General features: G+C 70.0%; 26 protein-coding genes and 4 tRNA genes. 24 read left to right on the forward strand and 6 right to left on the reverse strand.

Going from position 1 to position 24,247, the window contains the following annotated elements; genetic code table 11:
• The 4 genes from E4N62_RS29725 (at nt 1) to E4N62_RS29740 (ending at nt 4,687) form a co-directional block, all read left to right on the forward strand.
• On the forward strand, nt 1–1,632 hold the full coding sequence (locus E4N62_RS29725) for a NuoM family protein (protein ID WP_230219531.1): 1,632 nt from the start codon (nt 1–3) through the stop codon (nt 1,630–1,632).
• A gap of 11 nt (nt 1,633–1,643) precedes the next feature.
• Complete coding sequence (locus E4N62_RS29730; protein ID WP_230220254.1) at nt 1,644–3,215, forward strand: NADH-quinone oxidoreductase subunit N; 1,572 nt, start codon at nt 1,644–1,646, stop codon at nt 3,213–3,215.
• A gap of 213 nt (nt 3,216–3,428) precedes the next feature.
• Complete coding sequence (htpX, locus tag E4N62_RS29735; protein WP_230219533.1) at nt 3,429–4,292, forward strand: zinc metalloprotease HtpX; 864 nt, start codon at nt 3,429–3,431, stop codon at nt 4,290–4,292.
• Nucleotides 4,289–4,687, forward strand: coding sequence for a YccF domain-containing protein (locus E4N62_RS29740; protein WP_230219534.1), 399 nt, complete (start codon nt 4,289–4,291; stop codon nt 4,685–4,687). The genes htpX and E4N62_RS29740 overlap by 4 nt, the downstream gene beginning before the upstream one ends.
• 27 nt (nt 4,688–4,714) lie before the next feature.
• On the opposite strand, the gene E4N62_RS29745 is transcribed toward E4N62_RS29740, so the two are convergent.
• The gene (locus E4N62_RS29745) at nt 4,715–5,956 is read right to left on the reverse strand and encodes an APC family permease (RefSeq protein ID WP_230219535.1); all 1,242 of its coding nucleotides are present in this window, start codon (nt 5,954–5,956) and stop codon (nt 4,715–4,717) included.
• Between the two features lie 159 nt (nt 5,957–6,115).
• Between E4N62_RS29745 and E4N62_RS29750 the strand changes: the two genes are divergently transcribed.
• The gene (locus E4N62_RS29750; RefSeq protein WP_060883639.1) at nt 6,116–6,382 is read left to right on the forward strand and encodes a GlsB/YeaQ/YmgE family stress response membrane protein; all 267 of its coding nucleotides are present in this window, start codon (nt 6,116–6,118) and stop codon (nt 6,380–6,382) included.
• 98 nt (nt 6,383–6,480) lie between these two features.
• On the opposite strand, the gene E4N62_RS29755 is transcribed toward E4N62_RS29750, so the two are convergent.
• The gene (locus tag E4N62_RS29755) at nt 6,481–6,969 is read right to left on the reverse strand and encodes a YajQ family cyclic di-GMP-binding protein (protein ID WP_215448505.1); all 489 of its coding nucleotides are present in this window, start codon (nt 6,967–6,969) and stop codon (nt 6,481–6,483) included.
• A 166-nt stretch (nt 6,970–7,135) separates the two neighbouring features.
• Here E4N62_RS29755 and E4N62_RS29760 point away from each other — a divergent pair.
• Both E4N62_RS29760 and E4N62_RS29765 read left to right on the forward strand, forming a co-directional pair.
• Nucleotides 7,136–7,217: transfer RNA gene (locus E4N62_RS29760), tRNA-Tyr, on the forward strand.
• Between the two features lie 117 nt (nt 7,218–7,334).
• Nucleotides 7,335–7,541, forward strand: a complete 207-nt coding sequence (locus E4N62_RS29765; protein ID WP_230219536.1) for a hypothetical protein — start codon at nt 7,335–7,337, stop codon at nt 7,539–7,541.
• Between the two features lie 64 nt (nt 7,542–7,605).
• Here E4N62_RS29765 and E4N62_RS29770 read toward each other — a convergent pair whose 3' ends face one another.
• Nucleotides 7,606–8,262 (reverse strand): SDR family oxidoreductase, encoded by a 657-nt coding sequence (locus E4N62_RS29770; RefSeq protein ID WP_230219537.1) that lies wholly within the window; start codon nt 8,260–8,262, stop codon nt 7,606–7,608.
• A 121-nt stretch (nt 8,263–8,383) separates the two neighbouring features.
• On the opposite strand from E4N62_RS29770, the gene E4N62_RS29775 reads away from it, so the two are divergent.
• Nucleotides 8,384–9,472 carry a hypothetical protein gene (locus E4N62_RS29775; protein WP_230219538.1) on the forward strand — a complete coding sequence of 363 codons (1,089 nt, stop codon included), beginning with the start codon at nt 8,384–8,386 and terminating at the stop codon, nt 9,470–9,472.
• 85 nt (nt 9,473–9,557) lie between these two features.
• Here E4N62_RS29775 and E4N62_RS29780 read toward each other — a convergent pair whose 3' ends face one another.
• Nucleotides 9,558–10,835: an amidohydrolase family protein gene (locus E4N62_RS29780; RefSeq protein WP_230219539.1), complete on the reverse strand. Its 1,278-nt coding sequence runs from the start codon at nt 10,833–10,835 to the stop codon at nt 9,558–9,560.
• Between the two features lie 336 nt (nt 10,836–11,171).
• Here E4N62_RS29780 and E4N62_RS29785 point away from each other — a divergent pair.
• The 7 genes from E4N62_RS29785 to E4N62_RS29815 all read left to right on the forward strand — a co-directional run bounded on the left by E4N62_RS29785 (nt 11,172) and on the right by E4N62_RS29815 (nt 15,096).
• Nucleotides 11,172–11,244: transfer RNA gene (locus tag E4N62_RS29785), tRNA-Thr, on the forward strand.
• Between the two features lie 46 nt (nt 11,245–11,290).
• A tRNA-Met gene (locus tag E4N62_RS29790) sits at nt 11,291–11,363 on the forward strand.
• Between the two features lie 90 nt (nt 11,364–11,453).
• Nucleotides 11,454–11,618 (forward strand): 50S ribosomal protein L33, encoded by a 165-nt coding sequence (gene rpmG / locus E4N62_RS29795; RefSeq protein WP_003948671.1) that lies wholly within the window; start codon nt 11,454–11,456, stop codon nt 11,616–11,618.
• 133 nt (nt 11,619–11,751) lie between these two features.
• A complete protein-coding gene (locus tag E4N62_RS29800) occupies nt 11,752–12,204 on the forward strand; it encodes a MaoC family dehydratase N-terminal domain-containing protein (protein WP_230219540.1) in 453 nt (150 codons plus the stop codon).
• Nucleotides 12,205–12,211: 7 nt separating this feature from the next.
• Nucleotides 12,212–12,640, forward strand: coding sequence for a MaoC family dehydratase (locus E4N62_RS29805; protein ID WP_230219542.1), 429 nt, complete (start codon nt 12,212–12,214; stop codon nt 12,638–12,640).
• Between the two features lie 70 nt (nt 12,641–12,710).
• Complete coding sequence (locus tag E4N62_RS29810) at nt 12,711–13,766, forward strand: UDP-N-acetylmuramate dehydrogenase (RefSeq protein ID WP_230219544.1); 1,056 nt, start codon at nt 12,711–12,713, stop codon at nt 13,764–13,766.
• A gap of 52 nt (nt 13,767–13,818) precedes the next feature.
• Entirely contained in the window at nt 13,819–15,096 is a 1,278-nt protein-coding gene (locus E4N62_RS29815; protein ID WP_230213368.1) for an IS701 family transposase, read from the forward strand.
• Nucleotides 15,097–15,181: 85 nt separating this feature from the next.
• Here E4N62_RS29815 and E4N62_RS29820 read toward each other — a convergent pair whose 3' ends face one another.
• Nucleotides 15,182–16,261 (reverse strand): adenosine deaminase, encoded by a 1,080-nt coding sequence (locus tag E4N62_RS29820; RefSeq protein ID WP_230219546.1) that lies wholly within the window; start codon nt 16,259–16,261, stop codon nt 15,182–15,184.
• A 132-nt stretch (nt 16,262–16,393) separates the two neighbouring features.
• Complete coding sequence (locus tag E4N62_RS29825; RefSeq protein ID WP_215448512.1) at nt 16,394–17,620, reverse strand: pyridoxal phosphate-dependent aminotransferase; 1,227 nt, start codon at nt 17,618–17,620, stop codon at nt 16,394–16,396.
• 251 nt (nt 17,621–17,871) lie between these two features.
• Between E4N62_RS29825 and E4N62_RS29830 the strand changes: the two genes are divergently transcribed.
• The 9 genes from E4N62_RS29830 (at nt 17,872) to rplL (ending at nt 24,163) form a co-directional block, all read left to right on the forward strand.
• Nucleotides 17,872–17,944 (forward strand) — tRNA-Trp (locus E4N62_RS29830).
• A gap of 114 nt (nt 17,945–18,058) precedes the next feature.
• Nucleotides 18,059–18,346 (forward strand): preprotein translocase subunit SecE, encoded by a 288-nt coding sequence (secE, locus tag E4N62_RS29835; protein WP_230219548.1) that lies wholly within the window; start codon nt 18,059–18,061, stop codon nt 18,344–18,346.
• Between the two features lie 76 nt (nt 18,347–18,422).
• The gene (gene nusG / locus E4N62_RS29840) at nt 18,423–19,286 is read left to right on the forward strand and encodes a transcription termination/antitermination protein NusG (RefSeq protein WP_230219549.1); all 864 of its coding nucleotides are present in this window, start codon (nt 18,423–18,425) and stop codon (nt 19,284–19,286) included.
• Between the two features lie 185 nt (nt 19,287–19,471).
• Nucleotides 19,472–19,906, forward strand: coding sequence for a 50S ribosomal protein L11 (gene rplK / locus E4N62_RS29845; RefSeq protein WP_033528316.1), 435 nt, complete (start codon nt 19,472–19,474; stop codon nt 19,904–19,906).
• 99 nt (nt 19,907–20,005) lie between these two features.
• Nucleotides 20,006–20,731, forward strand: a complete 726-nt coding sequence (gene rplA, locus E4N62_RS29850; protein WP_184904681.1) for a 50S ribosomal protein L1 — start codon at nt 20,006–20,008, stop codon at nt 20,729–20,731.
• A 223-nt stretch (nt 20,732–20,954) separates the two neighbouring features.
• Nucleotides 20,955–21,824 carry a hypothetical protein gene (locus tag E4N62_RS29855; RefSeq protein ID WP_230219550.1) on the forward strand — a complete coding sequence of 290 codons (870 nt, stop codon included), beginning with the start codon at nt 20,955–20,957 and terminating at the stop codon, nt 21,822–21,824.
• Between the two features lie 81 nt (nt 21,825–21,905).
• Entirely contained in the window at nt 21,906–22,841 is a 936-nt protein-coding gene (locus tag E4N62_RS29860) for a hypothetical protein (RefSeq protein WP_230219551.1), read from the forward strand.
• Between the two features lie 293 nt (nt 22,842–23,134).
• Nucleotides 23,135–23,665 carry a 50S ribosomal protein L10 gene (rplJ, locus tag E4N62_RS29865; RefSeq protein WP_033528319.1) on the forward strand — a complete coding sequence of 177 codons (531 nt, stop codon included), beginning with the start codon at nt 23,135–23,137 and terminating at the stop codon, nt 23,663–23,665.
• 114 nt (nt 23,666–23,779) lie between these two features.
• Complete coding sequence (gene rplL / locus E4N62_RS29870; protein WP_060887961.1) at nt 23,780–24,163, forward strand: 50S ribosomal protein L7/L12; 384 nt, start codon at nt 23,780–23,782, stop codon at nt 24,161–24,163.
• The last annotated feature ends 84 nt before the right edge of the window (nt 24,164–24,247 follow it).

Genomic DNA, 24,247 nt, shown 5'->3' on the forward strand with positions numbered 1-24,247 from the left:
GTGATCGATATCAACGAGTCCGTGATGCAGGTCCTTCTGGCGTTGATCGTCGTCGGCCCGCTCCTCGGCGCCGCCGCCGCTCTCCTCCCGGCCCCGCCCGGGCTGAAGGGGAAGTCACCCGAGCAGGCCGTGCTCCGCCACGGGATCACCGTGACCGGCGCGGTCCTCGTCGCCGCGATCGTCCTCGCGCTCGGCTTCGACCACGACCAGCCGTCGAAGATGCAGGCCAGCACGGACATCAGCTGGATCCCGGCACTCGACGTACGCATCCACCTCGGCATCGACGGCATCTCCCTCCCCCTTCTGGTCCTGACCGCGCTGCTGACCTTCCTCTGCGCGCTCTACTCCTACTTCAAGCAGCAACATCAGCGGCTGACGCCGCGGGCCACGGGGCCCTCCCCGAAGGCGTTCGTCGCTCTCCTGCTCGTCCTGGAGTCCGGCACCCTCGCCACGTTCGCCGTGCTCGACCTGCTGCTGTTCTTCCTCGCGTTCGAGATGGTGCTCATCCCGATGTACTTCCTCATCGCCCGCTGGGGCGGTGAGCAACGCACGCAAGCCGCTTGGAAGTTCATCCTCTACACCCTGCTCGGTTCCGTGGTCATGCTGCTGGGCCTGCTCCTGATCGGAATCAGGGCGGGCACATTCGACATGGTGGCACTCGCCACTGACAGTCACCCCGAACTGACCGCATCCGTGCAGGTCATCGCCGCTTTGTCGATCGGGATCGGGCTCGCGGTCAAGACCCCGATGTGGCCGCTGCACAGCTGGCTGCCGGACGCCCACACCGCCGCCCCGACCGTCGGCTCGGTCCTGCTGGCCGGCGTCCTGCTGAAGATGGGCACCTACGGGTTCGTGCGCATCCTGCTGCCGATCACCCCCGACGGGTTCCGCGTCTTCGCGCCGTACCTCGCCGCCTTCGCGGTCGTCGGCATCATCTACGGCTCCCTCGCCTGCCTCGCGCTCGCCCGACAGGGCGCCAAGGGCGACCTCAAACGCCTGATCGCCTACTCCTCCGTGGGCCACATGGGCTTCGTGCTCCTCGGGATCGCCACGATGACCCCGACCGGCGTGAACGGCGCGCTCTTCGCCAACATCGCCCACGGCCTCATCACCGGCCTGCTGTTCTTCCTGGTCGGCGCCCTGAAGGACCGCACCGGCACCACCGACCTCGACACCCTCGCGCAGGAGACCGGCGCCGCCCTCTACGGCAGGGCCCCCCGCCTCGGCGGCCTCCTCGCCTTCGCCGCCGTCGCATCCCTGGGCCTGCCCGGACTCGCCGGGTTCTGGGGCGAGATGCTGGCCCTGTTCGGCGCGTTCGAGCCCGCCGAGGGTCTCAGCCGCCCGGCCTTCCTCACCTTCATGACGATCGCCGCCTTCGGCACGCTCCTCACCGCCGCCTACCTGCTGATCGTGGTCCGCCGCGTGTGCATGGGCGCCGTCCCGAAGGAACAGGCGGAGGGACCACGCCGCACGGACGAACAGACGTACGCCCTCGCGGACGTGCAGACGTACGAGTTCGCGGCCTGGACCCCGCTCGTGGCCCTCACCGTCCTCGCCGGCCTCTGGCCCGCGGCCCTCCTCGGTCTGACCGACCCGGCCGTGCAGCAGCTCCTCGCAGGAGGCACCCGTTGAGCCCGAGCACCCTGGCCCAGCCGCCGGTCCCGGCCCAGTCCGCCCAGGCCGCCCAGACCCTGGCCGAGTCGGTCGTCCAGTCCGTGGACTGGCTCGCGATCGCGCCACCCACCGTCGCCGCGGTCGTCGGCCTCGCCGTGCTCGTCGCCGACCTCTTCACGGACGACCGCAGGAAGGCCCTGCTCGGCTGGGTCTCCGTCACGGGCCTCGCCGTCTCCCTGCTGGCCCTACTGCCCCTCCTGGACGCCGACCGCGCCACCTTCTGCCTGACCGGCGCCCCGGACGTCTGCAGCTACACCGCCGACCGGTTCACCCTCGTCATCCAGTTCCTCGTCCTCGGCGGTGCCCTCCTCGCCGCCCTGCTGTCCATGACGGCCCTCAAGGACGACCGGAAGAACCTCCCCGAAGGGGAGTTCTGGTTCCTGCTGCTGTCGTCCGCCGCCGGCGCCGCCCTCCTGCCCGCCGCCCGTGACCTCGCGACCCTCGTCGTCGCCCTGGAGGTCGCCTCCCTGCCCGCCTTCGCCCTCGTCGGCATCCGGCACGGCGACCGACGGTCCTCCGAGGCGGCCCTGAAGTTCTTCCTGTCGTCCGTCACCGCGACCGCCGTCAGCCTCCTGGGCATCAGCTTCGTCTACGCCACGACAGGCACCCTCTACCTCACCCAGATCGCCGACCGCGTCGAGAACGTCGACGGCCAGCTGCACACCCTCACCCAGGCCGGCGTCGTCCTCACCCTCATCGGCTTCGCCTTCAAGACGGCCGCCGTCCCCTTCCACTTCTGGGTCCCGGACACCTACGCGGGCGCCCCCCTGCCCGTCGCCGCCTACCTCTCCGTGGTCGGCAAGGCGGTCGGCTTCTCCGGCCTGATCCTCGTCACCGTCGTCGCGCTCCCGTCGTACGCCGACGTCTGGGGCCCCGCCCTCGCCGTGCTGGCCGCCCTCACCATGACCGTCGGCAACCTCGGCGCCCTGAGACAGGGCGCCACGCGCGCGTACAGCGCGGTCCGGCTGCTCGCCTGGTCCTCCGTCGGCCAGGCCGGCTACCTCCTCGTCCCGATCGCGGCGGCCGCCTACGCCGACGACACCGCAGACGCCGAGAAGGCGGTCGGCTCCACCGTCGCCTACGCCCTGATGTACGCCGCCGTGAACCTCGGCGCCTTCGCCGTGGCCGCCCTCGTCGGCCGCACGAAGCCCCTGAACCGCCTCAGCGACTACCGGGGCCTCTACGCCTCCAGCCCCCTCTCCGCCCTGCTCCTGGCCTTCTTCCTGCTCTGCCTCGCCGGACTGCCGCCGGGCATCATCGGCCTGTTCGCCAAGGTCACCGTCTTCTCGGCGGCCGTCGACGCGGGCCTCGGCTGGCTCGCCGTCGTGATGGCCGTCAACGTGGTGATCGCCCTCTTCTACTACCTCCAGTGGACGGCCCTGCTGTTCCGCGCCCCCGAGGGCGACACCGCGGCCGCGCCCCGGCCGCACCGCGTGCCCGCCCCGCTCACCCTGGCCCTCGCCCTCACCGGAATCATCGGCGTCGCCCTGTCCGGCGCACCCCAGCTCGTCCTGCGCTTCGCCGACATCGGCCTCTTCTGACGAAGCCGCCGTCCCGCCGTCGCCGAATCCGCGACCCCCTCGGCGAGGCGGCGGCCCGCCCTCACCCGCCCGGCCCACCGGCCGGGCCGCGCGCACCAGGGAACTCGTCATCCCCGCCTGGCGTTGACCAGTTCGGGAGGGTCCACTGAGAAGTGGAATCAACAGCTACAGCGAGCAAAGGGTTCCCCTGCCGCACGACCTGGAGGGCGTACCGTGCACCGCCGGCACAACGGGCTCAGGACCGCCGTTCTCCTCGGGGGACTGTCCGCACTCATCATCGTCATCGGAAGCCTCTTCGGCCGTACGGGCCTGATCATCGCGATCGTCGTCGCCCTCGGCACGAACGCGTACGCGTACTGGAACAGCGACAAGCTGGCTCTACGCGCGATGCGCGCCCGCCCGGTCAGCGAGTTCGAGGCCCCGGCGCTCTACCGCATGGTCCGCGAGCTCTCCATGCAGGCCCGCCAGCCGATGCCGCGCCTGTACATCTCCCCGACGGACGCCCCGAACGCGTTCGCGACCGGCCGGAACCCGCGCAACGCGGCCGTGTGCTGCACCGACGGCATCCTCCGTCTGCTCGACGAGCGCGAGCTGCGCGGTGTCATCGGCCACGAGCTGAGCCATGTCTACAACCGCGACATCCTCATCTCGTCGGTCGCCGGCGCCCTCGCCTCCGTGATCATGTTCCTGGTCAACTTCGCCTGGCTGATCCCCATCGGCCGCTCGGACGACGACGACGGCCCCGGCCTCCTCGGCATGCTGCTGATCATGATCCTGGGGCCGCTCGCCGCGTCCCTCATCCAGCTCGCGATCAGCCGCTCCCGCGAGTACGAGGCGGACGCCTCCGGCGCCCAGCTCACCGGTGATCCACTTGCTCTCGCCAGTGCCCTTCGCAAACTGGAAACGGGTACCAAGCAGCTCCCGCTGCCCCCAGAGCCCCGGATCGAGACCGCGAGCCACATGATGATCGCGAACCCCTTCCGGCCGGGCCGGGGATTCTCCAAGATGTTCTCGACACACCCGCCCATGGCGGAACGCATCGCCCGACTCGAGAAGATGGCAGGTCCCCCGCAGTGAAGACCGTACTGAACATCATCTGGCTGATCCTCAGCGGCTTCTGGCTCTTCCTCGGCTACCTGTTCGCAGGGTTGCTTCTGTGCATCACCATCATCGGTATCCCGTTCGGCATCGCGTCGTTCCGCATCGGGATCTACGCCCTGTGGCCCTTCGGGTACAGCGCCGTGGAGCGCCGTGACGCGGGCGCGCCCTCCTGCCTGGGCAACATCCTGTGGCTGCTCCTGGCGGGCTGGTGGCTGGCGTTGACCCACATCTTCACCGGCCTCGTCCTGTGCGTGACGATCATCGGCATCCCCTTCGGCATCGCCAACTTCAAGCTCGTCCCGGTCTCGCTGATGCCCCTGGGCCGCGAGATCGTCCGCTCCGACCAGCCGTTCGCCCAGCAGCGCTGGTGACGTGACGGGGCGGCCCGTACGCACGCCTCAGCGGCGCCGCCGCAGGCCGTACACGGCCGCCCCCACGCCCAGCACGACCGCGCCCACGGCCACCGACGACGAGGGCAGCGAGAACGCCAGTACGGTGCACCCGACGAGGCCGACCACCGGCACCACCCGGGACAGGGGCGCCGAGCTCAGCGTCCAGGCGGACGCGTTGGCGACCGCGTAGTACGCGAGGACCCCGAACGACGAGAACCCGATCGCGCCGCGCACGTCGACCGTGGCGGCCAGCACCGCGACCACGGCTCCGACGGCCAGCTCGGCCCGGTGCGGCACCTGGAAACGGGGGTGCACGGCGGCGAGCGCCCCGGGCAGGTGCCGGTCCCGGGCCATCGCCAGGGTCGTGCGCGAGACCCCCAGGATGAGCGCCAGCAGCGACCCGAGCGCGGCCACGGCGGCCCCCACCCGCACCACGGGCACCAGCCCCGGCACCCCGGCCGCCCGCACCGCGTCGGCCAGCGGAGCCGAGGCCTGCGCCAGCCCACCGGAGCCCAGCACGGCGAGCGCGGCGACCGCCACGGCCGCGTACACGACCAGCGCGACACCCAGCGCGAGCGGGATCGCGCGCGGGATGGTGCGCGCCGGATCCCGTACCTCCTCACCCAGGGTCGCGATCCGGGCGTACCCGGCGAACGCGAAGAACAGCAGCCCGGCCGCCTGGAGCACGCCGCCCACGCCCCCCGACGCCCCGATGTCCAGCCGCCCGGCGTCGGCCGCGCCGGACCCCAGGCACACGACCACCACGGCGGCGAGGACCGCCAGCACCACCGCCACGATCGCCCGCGTCAGCCAGGCCGACTTCTGCACCCCGCCGTAGTTCACGGCCGTCAGCGCCACCACGGCCGCCACCGCGACGGCGTGCGCCTGCCCCGGCCACACGTACGCGCCCACGGTCAGCGCCATCGCCGCGCACGAGGCCGTCTTGCCGACGACGAACGACCAGCCGGCCAGGTACCCCCAGAACTCCCCGAGCCGCTCCCGCCCGTACACATAAGTGCCGCCCGACTCCGGGTACAGGGCCGCCAGCCGCGCCGACGACATGGCGTTGCAGTACGCGACCACCGCCGCGATCCCGAGCCCGAGCAGCAGCCCCGACCCGGCGGCGCGCGCCGCCGGCCCCAGCGCGGCGAAGATCCCCGCGCCGACCATCGCCCCGAGCCCGACGACCACCGCGTCCCCGACGCCGAGCGTGCGGCGCAGCTCAGCGCCCGATCCGGCTTGTGTCATGTGCCGCACCCTACTGACCAGCGCAACCACGGGATGCCGGGGAGGCGTCCTCCCGGACAACAAGGGCAGGACACCAGGAGCGGCCGGGCGCCGGCCGCTGTGGGGGGAAACACAGCACGGGTACCGCACAGGTACGGCACGAAAGGGCAGGTGCACGGCATGAGCATCATCGGCTGGATCGTCTTGGGGCTGTTGGCCGGAGCCATCGCCAAGTTCCTGCTGCCGGGCCGCGACCCGGGCGGCTTCATCGGCACGACCCTCATCGGCGTCGCGGGCGCCTTCATCGGCGGCTGGATCTCCGCCCGCTGGCTGGACCACCCGATCTCCGAGAACTTCTACGACGGCGCGACCTGGGCGGCGGCGATCGGCGGCTCCCTGGTCCTGCTGATCGCCTACCGCATCCTGTTCGGCCACTCCCGCCGCTGACCGCGCGACCACGCCGGGGACACACACGAAAGGGCGGGCTGCACGGCGAACCGTGCAGCCCGCCCTTCCTCGTACCTACGGGCGCTACGCGCCGCTCGTCACCGGTAGTTGACGAACTGCACCGCGAAGTCGAAGTCCTTGCCCTTGAGCAGGGCGATCACGGCCTGGAGGTCGTCGCGGCTCTTGGAGCTGACGCGGAGTTCGTCACCCTGGACCTGGGCCTTGACGCCCTTGGGACCCTCGTCGCGAATGATCTTCGCCACCTTCTTGGCGTTCTCCTGGGAGATGCCCTCCTCGATCGAGGCGAAGATCTTGTACTCCTTGCCGGACAGCTGGGGCTCACCCGCGTCCAGCGACTTCAGGGAGATCCCGCGCTTGATCAGCTTGGACTGGAAGACGTCGAGGATGGCCTTCACCCGGTCCTCGGAGTTCGCCTCCATGAGGATCTTCTCGCCGGACCACGAGATCGAGGCGCCGACGCCCTTGAAGTCGTAGCGCTGGGAGATCTCCTTGGCGGCCTGGTTGAGGGCGTTGTCGACCTCCTGCCGCTCGACCTTCGAGACGATGTCGAAACTGGAGTCGGCCATGTCCTGTGGCTCCTTGCATCGGTGAAACGGGAGGCGACAAGCCTAGCCACCCCGCCCCCGCGCGCACTGATCAATCGGGTGGCGAAGCACCCCCGAGCATCAGGTATCGTTTACGACGTCGCCACGGAGCGCCGCCGAAAAGCGGTTCCAAGGACGACAAATCCCAGGCGGTGTGCCCGAGTGGCCAATGGGAGCGGACTGTAAATCCGTCGGCTTAGCCTACCCAGGTTCGAATCCTGGCGCCGCCACGTGGAGAGAAGCCCCTCCGTACTGTGCAAGCAGTGTGGAGGGGCTTTTTCGTGTGCACGGTGTGGGTGCGTGTGCGGATCCGGTCAGGGCTCCAAGTGGCCAGGCACACTGACTGCATGTCATCGCGTCGCAGGAACTGCCCCGAGTGCCGTCGTGAGATCGCCGTCGTGGCGGGGCGGTTCGCGCGGCACGATCCGCCGGGGGCGAGCGGGGAACTCGTGTCGTGTCCCGGGTCGCGCAGGCCGGCCCAGCTGGGGGCGGCCCAGCCCGCGCTCGACGGTTTCGTCGTCCCCGAGTTCCCCGGTCAGCTGCCCCTCTTCTGACTCCAGGGGGACTCCAGGGGCCAGTCAGCGGTCGGCGGGCGCCCCGCCCTCAACTGCCCGCCCCTCAGTTGCCCGCCACCGACTTCACCGCCACCGACACCGGCGTCGAACCGCTGATCAGCTCCAGGGTGAGACCGGCCGTCGCAGGGGTGTCGAGGAGTTCGAAGAGCGTCGCGGCCACGTCGTCACGGGGGACCGGACCGCGCCCGGTGGACGCCTCCAGACGGACGAGGCCCGTGCCGGCGTCGTCGGTCAGCATGCCGGGCCGCAGGATCGTCCAGTCCAGCGCGTCCAGGCCGCGCACATAGGCGTCGGCCTGGCCCTTGGCCCGAAGGTACACGTCGAAGACGTCGTCGCCCTCGTGGTCCGGATCCGCCCCCATGGACGAGACGACCAGGTGACGTCGTACGCCCGTGCGCACCGCGGCGTCCGCGAACAGGACCGCCGCCCCGCGGTCGACCGTGTCCTTGCGTGCCGTTCCACTGCCCGGACCCGCGCCCGCCGCGAACACGGCCGCGTCCGCGCCCTGCAGATGCGCGGCGACCTCCTCCACCGACGCCGACTCCAGATCGCACAGCACCGGTTCGGCACCGGCCGCGCGCAGATCGTCCGCCTGTTCGGGCCGGCGGACGATCCCCGCCGCCTCGTCACCGCGCGCGGCGAGCAACCGCTCCAGCCGCAGCGCGATCTGACCATGACCTCCAGCGATGACAATGCGCATGTTTCCGACCGTACGCCCGACCCGACGCGTTTGCCGCGCAACCATTCGGCCGTCCCGAGGGTCTCCATCATGTTCGCCGTACCGGCGAGCGCAGGAATTCACGGGGGGACCCATCACCGTCATGCGTAACGCCATGTCCACGACCGTCGTACGTACGTCCATGAAGCGCGCATCCGCTGCGGGGGCGCCCGTGGCCCGCCGGGCCTTCACCGGGGTCGGCTGCGCCGCGGCCGTCCTCGTCACGGTGGCCGCCTGCGGGACCGTGCAGAATCTGACCGCGGGCCAGAAGGTCGACAACGCCGTCGAGCGGCTGGGCGAGCAGAAGTCGCTGGCCTTCGGGATCCGGCTCGACGCCGACCCGGACGACCTCGTCGCGCTGATGGGCGAGGACAGCGAGGAAGTGCCGCCGGAGATGGCGGAGTTCTTCACCGGGCTGCGCGTCGACGTGTCGGTCACCTCGAAGAAGCCGCTCGCCGCGTCCGGTGAGAAGGACGTCACCGGCATGGGCATGAAGATCTCGGGCGAGGAGGGCGTGTTCGCCGAGTACCGGCTCGTCGGCGACTACACGTACTACCGCGCCGACATGCAGGCCATGGGCGACGCGATGGGCATGCCCTTCCCGACGGCCGACGAGCTCGACGAACTCCCCGAGGAGGAGCAGCACATGCGGCCGCTCCTGGAGGGCGACTGGGTCAAGGTCAACACGGCCGACCTGCAGGACGCCGCCGAGGACGCGGGCGCCGGCGCCGACTCGGGCGGCTCCGACGAACTCGACGCCAAGACCCAGAAGAAGATCCTCTCCGCCGTCCGCGGAGTCGTCGCCCGCGAGGTCGACTTCAAGACCAAGAACGGCGGGGACGGCACCGAGGTCATCACCGCCAAGGCCAACTTCCGCGACCTGCTCACCGGGATCGTCGACAAGCTCCAGCCCATCGAGGGCGACCTCCCGGCGGGGGCCGAACTCCCCACGGGCGAGGACATGAAGGACGCCCCGAACAAGAAGGTCGCGGTCGACTTCACCCTCAAGAACGGCGATCTCACCCGCATCGAGACCGACCTCGCGGTCCTCGCCGACGACGCGAAGGGCGTCAAGGCCCCGCTCGTCCTCACCTTCGGCAAGGCCGGCGACATCAGCGCCCCCAAGGGCGCGTCCGAGATCCCGGTCGAGGAGTTCGGCGGCCCGCTGGGCAGCGGGATGTTCCCCGTCTGACCGACACGGGGGCGCCCGCTCTCCGGACCGAGCACGCGCGCGTGGAGCACGAAATCGCCCCACGCGCGCGTGCCGCGACCCCGGATCACGACGGCTCCCCCCGCCCTTGCCGCCCCTGCCGAGGCAGTTCCGGCGCCGTGCTCGTCGCCGTGCCGCAGTACTCGCGTACCGCGCTGGTGCGCGCCACCACACGCCCCCGGTGCACGACGATCCGGCTGTACGCCAGCGACAGGACCCCCGAGAGCCGCGTGCCTCGCACCGCGAGCAGCTCGGCGGGGAAACCGGCCTCGACGCGCACCTCGGGCAGCCCCAGGGCGGCACGCGCCGCCCCGCTGACGGCGTCGTACGCCTCCTCGGGCCGCAGTCCGTACCGGGACGCCAGCAGGAACGCCGCTTCCAGGGGGTCCCCGCGGCCGACCGGGTTCGACACGTCCCGCAGCGCCCCGCTGCCCGCCGCGACACGCACACCGGCCGCGCGCAGCAGCCGTACGGGCGCCGTGCCCCGGCGGTCCACGGTGCCGCAGCCGCCCTGCGGGAGACAGACGACGGTCACCCCGGCCGCCGCGAGCTGGTCGGCGGCGCGGGCGGCGGCCTGGGAGGGAAGGCGGGCGAGACCGCCGCACGGGCCGAGCGTCACACCGGGCCGCAGACCGCCCGCCATGGCCGCGAGCCGCGCGAGCCGGGCGGGGTCGTCGCCGTCGGTGTGCAGGTCGACCGGGCAGTCGTGCTCGGAGGCGATCTCCAGGACCGCCTCCACGTACCCGGTGGGATCGGGGTCCAGGTCCGGGCAGCCGCCGACCACGGAGGCGCCCATCTTCACCGCGTCCCGCAGGATCGCGAGCCCGTCCGCCCCCGCCACCCCGGTCAGCACCCGGGGCATCGCCACCGTCCGCACCTCGACGAGGCCGCGCAGTGCCTGCCGCGCGGCGTGCACCGCCGCCAGCGCCCCCAGACCCTGCACACCGCCCACGTGGACGTGCGAGCGCAACGCCGTGGCCCCGTGCCCGAGTTGCAGCAGCGCGGCCTCGGTGGCCCGCCGCTGGACATCCAGGGCGTCGTACGGGACGGGCCCCGCGAAATCGGCCGACAGGGCCGTGTCGCCGTGCGCGTGCGGCTCGACGGGGGCCGGCAGGAGCAGATGGCCGCGGAGGTCCACCCGGGTGGCGGACACCCCGGACGGGGCGGGCCCGGGGCCCAGACTGCCCGCCGTGCCGACCGCCTCGATCCGCCCGCCGCCCAGGCGGACGTCCACCATCCGGCCGTCGGTCAGTCGCGCCCCGCACAGCAGCAGGGCGCCGGTCTCGTCCGGGCCCGAGGGCGGGCCGGAGGAGGAGGGGGACGGCTGCGGCTGGCTGTCGGGCATCGCGCTCCTGGGGCTACAAGATCACGCAGAGTGAGTCGAGCCTAGGCGGGCCACCCGCCCTCGTCGCGGAGGAGCGCAATAGTCGTACCGGAGCGGTTCACCTGCCGGGAGAGGTGACGGCGACGGCCGGTGGGAGGCGGGGACTGCCGGGAGAGCCGGGGGCGGTGGTGTGCGTGGGGCCCGCGCGGCCTGCGGAAACGGGACGGGCGACAGCTCCCCGGCGGCTCCGGGAACCTCCGTGGACGACCCGCGGACGGCGCCCGGGCGACCCATGGATGCGGGACGGGAAACGGATTTGGGCGATCGGCGGTGGGGCGTGTAATGTCTTCATCGCTCGCCCCAATAGCTCAGTCGGCAGAGCGTCTCCATGGTAAGGAGAAGGTCTACGGTTCGATTCCGTATTGGGGCTCTGGTGTGAAAGGTTCCCGTCGCAAGGCGGGATCCGATCGCATCACAGCGGTGTAGCTCAGTCGGTAGAGCAAGCGGCTCATAATCGCTGTGTCACCGGTTCAAGTCCGGTCACCGCTACTGACAGTAGCCGATTGCGGGGTCGGTCCTTCGATCGGCTACTCTTTCTTGCGTTAAACCAATCCCATCCGTTCGTCAAGGAGCACTCACGTGGCTGCCACCGACGTCCGCCCGAAGATCACGCTGGCCTGCGTGGAGTGCAAGGAGCGGAACTACATCACCAAGAAGAACCGGCGTAACAACCCGGACCGACTGGAGATGAAGAAGCACTGCCCGCGTTGCAACGCGCACACCGCGCACCGCGAAACGCGATAAATCAGGCTCGTACACGAGGCCGTCCCCGAGTGATCGGGGGCGGCCTCGCGTCGTTACACCGACCAGTACCGGTCAGTACCGCCGGTGCCGGTCAGTACCGCCGTATCCGCAGCAACCAGGAGGTGCCGAGCCCATGGCGCTCGACCAGTCCTTCGTGGGGCGTACCTACCCGCCCACCGACCCCTACGAGGTCGGCCGGGAGAAGATCCGCGAGTTCGCGGAGGCCGTGGGGGACACCAACCCTGCCTACACGGACCCCGAGGCGGCCAAGGCGCTCGGGTACGCCGATGTGATCGCCCCGCCGACCTTCGTGTTCTCGATCACTTTCAAGGCGGCCGACCAGGTCGTCCAGGACCCGCAGCTCGGCCTCGACTACAGCCGCGTCGTGCACGGCGACCAGAAGTTCGCCTACAAGCGCCCGGTGCGCGCCGGTGACCGCCTCACCGTCACCTCGACCATCGAGGCGATCAAGTCCCTCGCGGGCAACGACATCCTGGACATCCGCGGCGAGGTCCACGACGAGTCCGGCGAGCACGTCGTGACCGCCTGGACCAAGCTCGTGGCCCGCGCGGCCGAGGAGGCGTGAGAACCCGATGACCGCGAAGATCTCCTACGACGACGTCGAGGTCGGCACCGAACTGCCCGCCCAGAGCTTCGGCGTGACCCGCGCCACCCTCGTCCGGTACGCGGGTGCCTCCGGCGACTTCAACCCGATCCACTGGAACGAGAGGTTCGCCAAGGAGGTCGGCCTCCCGGACGTCATCGCGCATGGCATGTTCACCATGGCCGAGGCGATCCGTGTCGTCACCGACTGGACCGGCGACCCGGGCTCGGTCCTCGAGTACGGCGTCCGCTTCACCAAGCCCGTGGTCGTCCCCAACGACGACGAGGGCGCCACCATCGAGGTCAGCGCCAAGATCGGCGCCAAGCTCGACGACAACACCGTCCGCGTCGACCTGACGGCCATGAGCGGCGGCCAGAAGGTCCTGGGCATGTCCCGCGCGGTCGTCCGACTGGCCTGACGGCCCCGCCGCACGGCCGCACCCCACGGTCCCCGCCCCTCCCGGTGCGGGGTCTCGTACTCTTGAGCCCGTGCAGGAACTCCACGACGCCCCCCTCGCCCCGCTGACCACCTTCCGGCTGGGCGGGCCCGCGCGCCGGCTGATCACCGCGACCACCGACGACGAGGTCGTCGCCGCCGTCCGCGAGGCCGACGACACCGGTACGCCGCTGCTGCTCATCGGCGGTGGCTCCAACCTGGTGATCGGGGACCAGGGCTTCGCCGGAACCGCGCTGGTCATCGCCACCAAGGGCTTCGTGCTCGACGGGACACGGCTGGAGCTGGCCGCCGGCGAGGTGTGGACCGACGCGGTCGCCCGCGCCGTCGAGGCCGGGCTCGCCGGGATCGAGTGCCTGGCCGGCATCCCCGGCTCCGCGGGCGCCACACCGATCCAGAACGTGGGCGCGTACGGCCAGGAGGTCGCCTCCACCATCACCGAGGTCGTCGCCTACGACCGCCGCACCCGCGAGACCGTCACCGTCCCGAACACCGAGTGCGCCTTCTCCTACCGCCACAGCCGCTTCAAGGACGAGCCGGAGCGCTATGTCGTCCTGCGGGTCCGGTTCGAACTGGAGGACGCGGGCGGCCTGTCGGGTCCGATCAAGTACGTCGAGACGGCCCGCACGCTCGGCGTCGAACCCGGCGACCGGGTGCCCCTCGCCGAGGCCCGCGAGACCGTGCTGAAGCTGCGCGCCGGGAAGGGCATGGTGCTCGACCCCGAGGACCACGACACCTGGTCCGCCGGATCGTTCTTCACCAACCCGATCCTCACCGACGAGCAGTACGCCGCCTTCCACGCGCGCGTGCGCGAGCGCCTCGGGGACGACGTCACCCCGCCCGCCTACGCCGCCGGCGACGGCCACACCAAGACCTCCGCCGCCTGGCTGATCGACAAGGCCGGCTTCACCAAGGGATACGGCACCGGGCCCGCCCGGATCTCCACCAAGCACACCCTGGCCCTCACCAACCGGGGCGCCGCCACCACCGAGGACCTGCTCGCCCTGGCCCGCGAGGTCGTCACCGGAGTCCGGGACGCCTTCGGCATCACCCTGGTCAACGAGCCGGTGACGGTCGGCGTCAGCCTCTAGTAGGGCTCCGTTACGTCTGTCTGTCGGTCCTGTTTGGGGGAACGCTGAAGGTGTGGACGCACATGAAGTGAACCGTGCTCGGGCGACGTTGGCGTTATTCGTCGCTGACGTGTTCGCGTCGGTGCCGCGCAAGGATCAGCGGGCGAAGGGCGACTGCTACCTGCGGGGACTGATGCTGGACGGACGGCGGAAGTCGATCCAGCCGATGGCGGAACGGCTGCCCGACGGCAACGAGCAGAACCTGCAGCAGTTCGTGAACCAGTCGACGTGGGATCCGGTGCCGGTGCGGCGGCGGATCGCCCAGCGGATGGTGCCGAGAATCGGCCCGGAGGCGTGGGCGGTCGATGACGTGTCGTTCCCCAAGGACGGGAAGATGTCGGTGGCGGTCGCGCGCCAGTACTGCGGGGCGCTGGGCAAGCGGGCCAACTGCCAGGTCGCGGTGAGTGTGCACGCGGTCTCCGACACCGCGTCCTGTCCGCTGCAGTGGCGGATGTTCGTGCCCGAGGAGTGGGCGGACGATGCGGTGCGGCGGCAGAAGACCGGGATACCGCAGGAGGTCGGGCACCGGGAGAAGTGGCGTCTGGCCCTGGACATCCTCGATGAGCTGGCCGGGTGGGGTCTGGTGCCGCCGGTGGTGGTGGCCGACGCCGGCTACGGGCAGAACGCCGACTTCCGCGACGGTCTGAGCGAGCGGGGCATCGGCTATGTCGTGGCGGTCCGTTCGGACGTGACGGTCCACCCGCACGACGTGCGGCCCACCGCCCCGGCCTGGTCCGGGAACGGTCGCAGGCCGCAGCCCCGCTACCGGGACAAGCCGTCCTCGGTGGCAGCGCTGGCTCAGGAGCACGGACGGCAGGCGTTCACCGAGGTGACCTGGCGTGAAGGCTCCCGCGGGCCGATGCACTCACGCTTTCTGGCGCTGCGGGTGCGGCCGGCCGGGGTGAGGGCCCGCCGTCTGGCCCAAGCCGCCGCCACTGCCGAGCACGGCCACTGGGACGGTGTCCTGCCCGAGGTGACGCTGCTGGTCGAATGGCCCCAGGACGCCGAAGCACCCACCGACTACTGGCTGTCCAACCTGCCCGCCGACACACCGATCACCGAACTGGTCCGCCTGTCCAAGATCCGCTGGCGCATCGAGCACGATTACCGGGAACTCAAGCACGGCCTCGGCCTGGACCACTTCGAGGGCCGCTCCTGGAACGGCTGGCACCACCACGTCACCCTGGTCACCGCCGCCCACGCCTTCCTCACCGAACAGCGCCTGTCCCCAAAAGCCGATACAGCGGACTCACCCTCTACCAGATCCTCGACGCCATCCAGGACCTGCTGAACTGCTGGACCGGCACCTGCACCACCTGCCACCGCCCCCTGCCCAGAACATCCACCACCAGCCCAAGCACAAGAGCCAGAGCAACCTAACGGAGCCCTACTAGGACACCCCCGCCCCGCCCCCGCGCCCGGCCCGGCCCGGCGAGCCAGTCGTCCACGCCGGCCAGCAGCTTCTTCCGCTCCTCCTCCGGGGCCGCCGAACCCCGGATCGACTGCCGGGCCAGCTCCGCCAACTCCTCGTCCGTGAAGTCGTGGTGCCGGCGGGCGATCTCGTACTGGGCCGCGAGACGCGAACCGAACAGCAGCGGGTCGTCCGCGCCGAGCGCCATCGGCACCCCGGCGTCGAACAGCGTCCGCAGGGGGACGTCCTCGGGTTTCTCGTAGACGCCGAGCGCCACGTTCGAGGCCGGGCAGACCTCACAGGTGATCTGCTGCTCGGCCAGCCGCTGCAACAGGCGCGGGTGCTCCGCCGCCCGCACCCCGTGACCCACCCGGTTCGCGTTCAGGTCGTCCAGACAGTCCCGCACCGACGACGGACCGGTCAGCTCACCACCGTGCGGCGCCGACAGCAGGCCCCCCTCCCGGGCGATCGCGAACGCCCGGTCGAAGTCCCGCGCCATCCCCCGGCGTTCGTCGTTGGAGAGCCCGAACCCGACCACACCCCGGTCGGCGTACCGCACCGCGAGCCGGGCCAGCGTGCGCGCGTCCAACGGGTGCTTCATACGGTTCGCCGCCACCAGCACCCGCATCCCGAGCCCGGTCTCCCGCGCCGTCGTGTCGACCGCGTCCAGGATCACCTCCAGCGCCGGGATCAGCCCGCCCAGCCGGGGCGCGTACGACGTCGGGTCCACCTGGATCTCCAGCCAGCCCGAACCGTCCCGGACATCCTCCTCCGCGGCCTCCCGCACCAGCCGCTGGATGTCCTCGGGCTCCCTGACGCACGAGCGCGCCGCGTCGTACAGCCGCTGGAAACGGAACCACCCACGCTCGTCCGTCGCCCGCAGTCTCGGCGGTTCCCCGCTGGTCAGCGCCTCCGTCAGCGCCTCGGGGAGCCGGACCCCGTACTTGTCGGCCAGTTCCAGCACGGTCGTGGGCCGCATCGATCCGGTGAAGTGCAGATGCAGATGGGCCTTGGGCAGTTCAGAGAGATCACGTACACGCTCCATCGCCCGATCCTGCCGTACGCCCACGCCGTCCCGGAAGCGGAATCCTCGAACGTGGTCTGGCTCGCACACATGAAAGAGAGGACCACATACGGAAATCCGTATGTGGTCCCCAAGGAATCTCAGCTCAGGACGTCAGTCCGTCGCCTCCGCCAGCAGCTTCTGCACGCGGGAGACGCCCTCGACGAGATCCTCGTCACCCAGGGCGTACGACAGACGCAGATAGCCGGGAGTGCCGAAGGCCTCACCGGGGACGACCGCGACCTCGGCCTCCTCCAGGATCAGCGCGGCCAGCTCGACCGTGTCCTGGGGGCGCTTGCCGCGGATCTCCTTGCCGATCAGCTCCTTCACCGACGGGTAGGCGTAGAACGCGCCCTCGGGCTCCGGGCAGAACACGCCGTCGATCTCGTTGAGCATCCGCACGATCGTCTTGCGGCGGCGGTCGAAGGCCTCCTTCATCTTCTCCACGGCCGACAGGTCGCCGGAGACGGCGGCCAGCGCGGCCACCTGCGCCACGTTGGAGACGTTCGACGTGGCGTGCGACTGGAGGTTGGTCGCGGCCTTGACGACGTCCTTCGGGCCGATGACCCAGCCCACGCGCCAGCCCGTCATCGCGTACGTCTTCGCGACACCGTTGACCACGATGGTCTTGTCGGCCAGCTCGGGCACGACCACCGGCAGCGAGTGGAACTCCGCGTCGCCGTAGACCAGGTGCTCGTAGATCTCGTCGGTCAGGACCCACAGGCCCTTCTCGGCGGCCCAGCGGCCGATCTCCTCGACCTGCGCGCGCGTGTAGACCGCGCCGGTCGGGTTGGACGGGGAGACGAAGAGGAGGACCTTCGTGTTCTCCGTGCGGGCCGCCTCCAACTGCTCGACCGAGACCCGGTAACCCGTGGTCTCGTCGGCGACGACCTCGACCGGGACACCGCCGGCGAGACGGATGGACTCCGGGTACGTCGTCCAGTACGGCGCGGGGACGATGACCTCGTCGCCCGGGTCGAGGATCGCGGCGAACGCCTCGTAGATGGCCTGCTTGCCGCCGTTGGTGACGAGGACCTGCGAGGCGTCGACCTCGTAGCCGGAGTCGCGCAGGGTCTTCGCGGCGATCGCGGCCTTCAGCTCCGGCAGACCACCCGCCGGCGTGTAGCGGTGGTACTTCGGGTTCTTGCAGGCCTCGACGGCCGCCTCGACGATGTAGTCCGGGGTCGGGAAGTCGGGCTCACCGGCGCCGAAGCCGATCACCGGGCGCCCGGCGGCCTTGAGTGCCTTGGCCTTGGCGTCCACGGCGAGGGTGGCGGACTCGGAGATCGCGCCGATGCGCGCGGAGACCCGGCGCTCGGTGGGAGGGGTTGCAGGGCTCATGGACCCCATCGTTTCAGACAGGAAACGCGCCGGGCACGCGGGTTTCACAGACTGAACAGGCACGGAACAACCGTCCGTATCCGCGGCCGGAAACAGTCGATCTTCGACGAGCAACGCCCCTGCGGACGCTTTCTGTTCGACGACAGGCCTCGGACCACGTATGCTCTCTCCTCGTTGGCCTTCACCGGCCGCGCCCACCAGGTGCACACCGAGCACTCGGTCGGATGCGGTACGTTGGGGGAGAACCGCAAAGGGTCGTAGCTCAATTGGTAGAGCACTGGTCTCCAAAACCAGCGGTTGGGGGTTCAAGTCCCTCCGGCCCTGCTACACACTCCTCACGCCAGGATGTGTGCGCATGTACGTACAGCAATGTTCCGCCGTGCGGCTCAGACCGGGCGCGGCACGGCCACGACCCGGACCGGAATCAGGTGAGGATGAATGACGGACGCCGTGGGCTCCATCGACACGCCTGATGCCCAGGACGAGGTGCCCGAGGACAAGAAGAAGACCCGCAAGGGCGGCAAGCGTGCCAAGAAGGGCCCGCTGAAGCGCCTCGCGCTCTTCTACCGCCAGATCGTCGCGGAGCTGCGGAAGGTCGTCTGGCCGACCCGCTCCCAGCTGACGACCTACACCATGGTGGTCATCGTCTTCGTCGTCATCATGATCGGTTTTGTCACCGTGATTGACTTCGGCCTCGACAAGGCCGCCAAGTACGTCTTCGGCTGAGCCGAGAGCGAAGGGCGCCGTTACCTGGCGCCCCTTTCGCGTGTTCCACCCCCATGATCCAGGAAGAAGCAGCCACGTGTCTGACCCGAACCTGAAGGACGCCATGGAGCCTCGCGGTGAAGGTGCCGAGTCCGTGGACGACGAACTCGACATCGTCGAGGGAGCAGACTCCGAGGACGGCGTCGACGAGTTCGAGGCTGCCGAGGCCGAGGCGGGGGAGCCGGCCGAGGAAGAAGCCCTGCACGTCGAGGACGACTCCGCCGACGCGGAGGCCGACGAGGACGAGGCGACCGAGGAGGTCGCCGAGGAGGAGCCCGAGCCGGTCGACCCCGTCGAGGCCCTCCGCGAGGAACTGCGGACCCTGCCCGGCGAGTGGTACGTCATCCACACGTACGCCGGTTACGAGAACCGCGTGAAGACCAACCTCGAACAGCGTGCCGTCTCGCTGAACGTCGAGGACTTCATCTTCCAGGCCGAGGTGCCGCAGGAAGAGGTCGCGCAGATCAAGAACGGCGAGCGCAAGACGATCCGCCAGAACAAGCTTCCCGGATACGTCCTGGTCCGCATGGACCTGACGAACGAGTCCTGGGGCGTCGTCCGCAACACCCCCGGCGTCACAGGCTTCGTGGGCAACGCCTACGACCCGTACCCGCTGACCCTGGACGAGATCGTCAAGATGCTCGCGCCGGAGGCCGAGGAGAAGGCCGCCCGTGAGGCGGCCGAGGCCGAGGGCAAGCCGGCGCCCGCCCGCAAGGTCGAGGTCCAGGTGCTGGACTTCGAGGTCGGCGACTCGGTCACCGTCACGGACGGCCCGTTCGCCACGCTGCAGGCGACGATCAACGAGATCAACGCGGACTCGAAGAAGGTCAAGGGTCTCGTGGAGATCTTCGGCCGCGAGACTCCGGTCGAGCTGTCGTTCGACCAGATCCAGAAGAACTGAGTTCCGCTGAGTTCTTCGGAGCGCAGCAACCCACGCTTCCGACCAGGTCAGGCGAGCTGTCCGCAGCTTGTCTGACCTGCTCGGTTTTTGGCCGCGCATCTGTACCCGCTATCGTTGTGCGGTATGCCTTCATCTGGCCGCGAACCGGATGAGGGCGCACTCGAACCGAAAGGACCCGGAGAGTAATGCCTCCCAAGAAGAAGAAGGTCACGGGGCTCATCAAGCTCCAGATCCAGGCCGGCGCGGCCAACCCGGCTCCGCCGGTCGGCCCCGCGCTCGGTCAGCACGGCGTCAACATCATGGAGTTCTGCAAGGCCTACAACGCCGCGACCGAGTCGCAGCGCGGGTGGGTCATCCCGGTGGAGATCACGGTCTACGAGGACCGCTCCTTCACCTTCGTCACCAAGACGCCCCCGGCCGCCAAGATGATCCTCAAGGCCGCGGGTATCGAGAAGGGCTCCGGCGAGCCGCACAAGACCAAGGTCGCCAAGATCACCGAGGCGCAGGTCCGCGAGATCGCCACGACGAAGATGCCCGACCTCAACGCCAACGACCTGGACGCCGCCGCGAAGATCATCGCCGGTACCGCGCGTTCCATGGGCGTCACGGTCGAGGGCTGAACCCCACCTTCGTAGAACCATGCGGCTCACGGAGCCGCACGTGGTAGGGCCTGCTCGGCCCGTACACCACGACTCCTTTCAGAACACACAGGAGCAGTTGTGAGCAAGCGCAGCAAGGCTCTCCGCGCTGCGGACGCCAAGGTCGACCGGGACAAGCTCTACGCCCCGCTCGAGGCCGTCCGTCTCGCCAAGGAGACCTCCACCTCCAAGTTCGACGGCACCGTCGAGGTCGCCTTCCGTCTGGGTGTCGACCCGCGCAAGGCCGACCAGATGGTTCGTGGCACCGTGAACCTCCCGCACGGCACCGGTAAGACCGCCCGGGTCCTGGTCTTCGCGACCGGTGACCGTGCCGAGGCCGCGACCGCCGCCGGCGCCGACATCGTCGGCTCCGACGAACTGATCGACGAGGTGGCGAAGGGCCGTCTGGACTTCGACGCCGTCGTCGCCACCCCGGACCTCATGGGCAAGGTCGGCCGCCTCGGCCGCGTGCTCGGTCCCCGTGGTCTCATGCCGAACCCCAAGACCGGCACCGTGACCCCGGACGTCGTGAAGGCCGTCAACGACATCAAGGGCGGCAAGATCGAGTTCCGCGTCGACAAGCACTCGAACCTGCACTTCATCATCGGCAAGACGTCGTTCGACGACACCAAGCTGGTGGAGAACTACGCCGCGGCGCTGGAGGAGATCCTCCGTCTGAAGCCGTCGGCCGCCAAGGGGCGCTACATCAAGAAGGCCGCGATCAGCACCACGATCGGCCCCGGCATCCCGGTCGACTCCAACCGCACCCGCAACCTCCTCGTCGAGGAGGACCCGGCCGCCGTCTGAGCCTGACGCTCACCGGCAGCCGCGTCGCGGTCGCACAGCCCGAGGACGAGCCCCGCAACCTTCAGAGGTGCGGGGCTCGTCCCTTTTCGGCATACGGGCATACGGGCATACGGGCTCCGCAGGGATCCTCACGGGTCCTTCCGGCGTACGGGTGGGCATACGCGCGCGCATGTGCTGCCCTGGTGTGCGGAGCACGGTGAATCTCCCTGGGGGGTGGGGACGGATGACCAGGACGAGCACGCGTCGCCGTACGGCGGTGTCGTTCGCGGTGGTGGCCGCGCTGACGGGGGTGGTGGCCTGCGGCTCGCCGGACTCGGACGAGCACGGCGGGGACGATCCGTTCGCGGCGCTCAAGCTCGCGGACTCCTCCACCCGTGACGCCGACTCGTCGAGGATCGAGTCCACCGGCGACCTGGGCGAGCTGATGTCCATCGAGGCCGACGGCGAGGTCGACTGGGCCGACGGTCTCGACGGCACGATGACCATCACCTACACCGGCGGCCAGGCGGCCGACCAGATGCACCGCCTGGGCATCACCTCGACCGAGGCCCGCTACCTGCCCGACGCCTACTACGCGGACATGGGTGACCTGTTCGCCGGCCGGTACGGAGGCAAGCGGTGGATCCGGTACGCGTACGAGGACATGGACGAGATGATCGGCGGGGCCTCCGGCGCCTATGTGCAGGAGCACTTCAGGAGCGTCACACCGAACCAGTCCGTACGGCTCCTGCTGGCCTCCGGTGACGTCGAGGAGGTCGGTGAGGAGGACGTCCGCGGGGAGCGGACCACGCACTACGCCGGCACCGTGGACGTCGCCGACCTCCAGGAGCGGAACGCGAACCTCGGCGAGGACATGCGGGCCGAACTGGAGGAGCAGCTGAAGGCCTCCGGCATCACCACCGTCGACATCGACCTCTGGATCGACGAGGACGACCTGCTGGTCAAGAAGGTCGAGAAGGCCGACACCGCGAACGGCACGGTGAACTCCACGGTTCACTACAGCGACTACGGCGTCGACGTCTCCACCAAGGAGCCGCCGGCCGCCGAGACGGTCGACTACAAGGACCTGATGAGCTCATCGCCGACGAGCTGAATTCGCGGGACAGACACGACCGGGCGGCGTTAGTGTCCCAGCCGTCCCATAGAGGTGGGGCGTGAGGGACCAGGGGGACACATGAGGTTTGCCGCGCGCGGCTCCGTACGCTCCGTACACGGCCGCGGGGCGGTCGGCGTCGCCGTCGTGGCTGCGCTGCTCGGCGGTGCCACCGCCTGTGGCACGCAGGCGCAGGCCGAGGCGAAGCCGAAGACACCCGCCGAGGCCGTGGCCCGGGCCGCCGAGCGGACCACGGACGTCACGTCGCTGCGGTACCGGGTGAGCGGCACGCTGCCCGGGCACGGGAAGGTGCGGGCCGAGGCATCCATGGGCGTGCGGCCGTCCGTGCTGCGCATGGAAGTGACCGGGCTGGGGACGAGCGAGAAAGGCTCCGTCGAGATCCGGTTCGTGGACGAGGCCATGTACACCGAGCTGGACGAGGCAACTCTCGGCGACGCCGGGCTCGTGGGGGTGGAGACCGCCGGCAGGCACTGGCTCCGGGCGGCACCGGCCGCGTGGGGCGGCCTCAGCGTGGACAACCAGTCCTATCGGGTCCTGCCCCGGCAACTGGAGGGCAGCCCGCTGGTGCAGTCCACGATCCTGACCGGCGCCGAGGACCTGCGGGAGGTTGGCACCGAGGAGGTGGACGGCACCCGGACCACCCGCTACCGGGGCACGGTCACGGGCAAGGGGCTGAGGGCGGCTCAGGGGGCGGCCCAGGGCAAGAAGGCATGGGAGCTCTCGACCAACAGCTTCGACCAGTTCATGGGTCTGGGCCTGAAGGTCGGCAGCGCGCTCGCCATGGAACTCTGGGTCGACGAGGACGGCGGGACCAGACAGTTCCGGCTGCGAGGGGAGACCAGCACGCTGAACAAGGAGGGGCGCTGGGTCGAGACCGGTCCCCTCGACATGACCGTCACCTTCCTGGCCGTCGACCCGTCCGTGTCCGTCGAGCCTCCGGCGGCCGGTGACACCGTGGACCTCGACGAGGTGGTGGGCCGCCCCGGATCCGGCTGAGTGGCGCCCTCAAGGAGCGGATTTGCTTGACACCTCGTATGTCATCTAACCTTCCGGAGAAGCCAAAGACCGCTGGTCGTTGCCGTGTGCTCGTGAGAGGGCGCGGTGGCCGAAGGATCCGCTCCACTGCGGACGACCCGCGCAGGTGACTGTGGAAGTTGCTCCCGGTCCGGTTCCGTGCACGTACGGAATTCGTCCGGTCGAGCTACGCCCCGTGCGCCTGCGCCGGGGCGTTTCGTTGTGTTCGGCCCCTTCTGAGCGGTCCTCATCACCCGGAAGGAGGCCGACGCTCTATGGCAAGGCCCGACAAGGCTGCCGCGGTGGCCGAGCTCACGGAGCAGTTCCGTAGCTCGAACGCCGCCGTGCTGACCGAGTACCGGGGTCTCACCGTCGCGCAGCTGAAGAACCTGCGCCGTTCGCTCGGTGAAGACGCCCAGTACGCCGTGGTGAAGAACACGCTGACCAAGATCGCGGCCAACGAGGCCGGGATCTCGACGCTCGACGACCTGTTCAACGGTCCGACGGCGGTTGCCTTCATCACCGGTGACCCGGTGACGTCGGCGAAGGGTCTTCGTGACTTCGCCAAGGACAACCCGAACCTCGTCATCAAGGGCGGTGTCCTTGACGGCAAGGCGCTGTCCGCCGACGAGATCAAGAAGCTTGCGGACCTCGAGTCCCGCGAGGTTCTGCTCTCCAAGCTGGCGGGTGCCTTCAAGGGCAAGCAGTCCCAGACTGCTCAGCTCTTCCAGGCGCTTCCCTCGAAGCTCGTCCGCACCGTGGACGCTCTTCGCGCCAAGCAGGACGAGCAGGGCGGTGCCGAGTAACTCGGCTCGCGCATTGATCCGCGCCGCCTGAGGCGCGGGTCGTAGCGGGCCGTAAGTACGCCCGCCGTTTCGATACATCCGGCACCTGCCGAATTAGTGGAAGGATCGCCCATCATGGCGAAGCTCAGCCAGGAAGACCTGCTCGCGCAGTTCGAGGAGATGACCCTCATCGAGCTCTCCGAGTTCGTGAAGGCGTTCGAGGAGAAGTTCGACGTCACCGCCGCCGCGGCCGTCGCCGTCGCCGGCCCCGCCGTCCCCGGCGCCCCGGCCGAGGCCGCTGAGGAGCAGGACGAGTTCGACGTCATCCTCACCGGTGCCGGCGACAAGAAGATCCAGGTCATCAAGGTCGTGCGTGAGCTGACCTCCCTGGGTCTGAAGGAGGCCAAGGACCTCGTGGACGGCGCCCCGAAGCCCGTTCTCGAGAAGGTCGCCAAGGAGGCCGCGGAGAAGGCCGCCGAGTCCCTCAAGGGCGCCGGCGCCTCCGTCGAGGTCAAGTAAGGCCCACGGGTCCACTGCGGACCCGCTCGCGCCAGGCTCCGGGCTCGGGGCTGTAACGCGGACGTACCGAAGGGCGATCACCCA

It is taken from the genome of Streptomyces sp. MNU76, from assembly GCF_020982545.1.
Classification (GTDB): Bacteria; Actinomycetota; Actinomycetes; order Streptomycetales; family Streptomycetaceae; genus Streptomyces.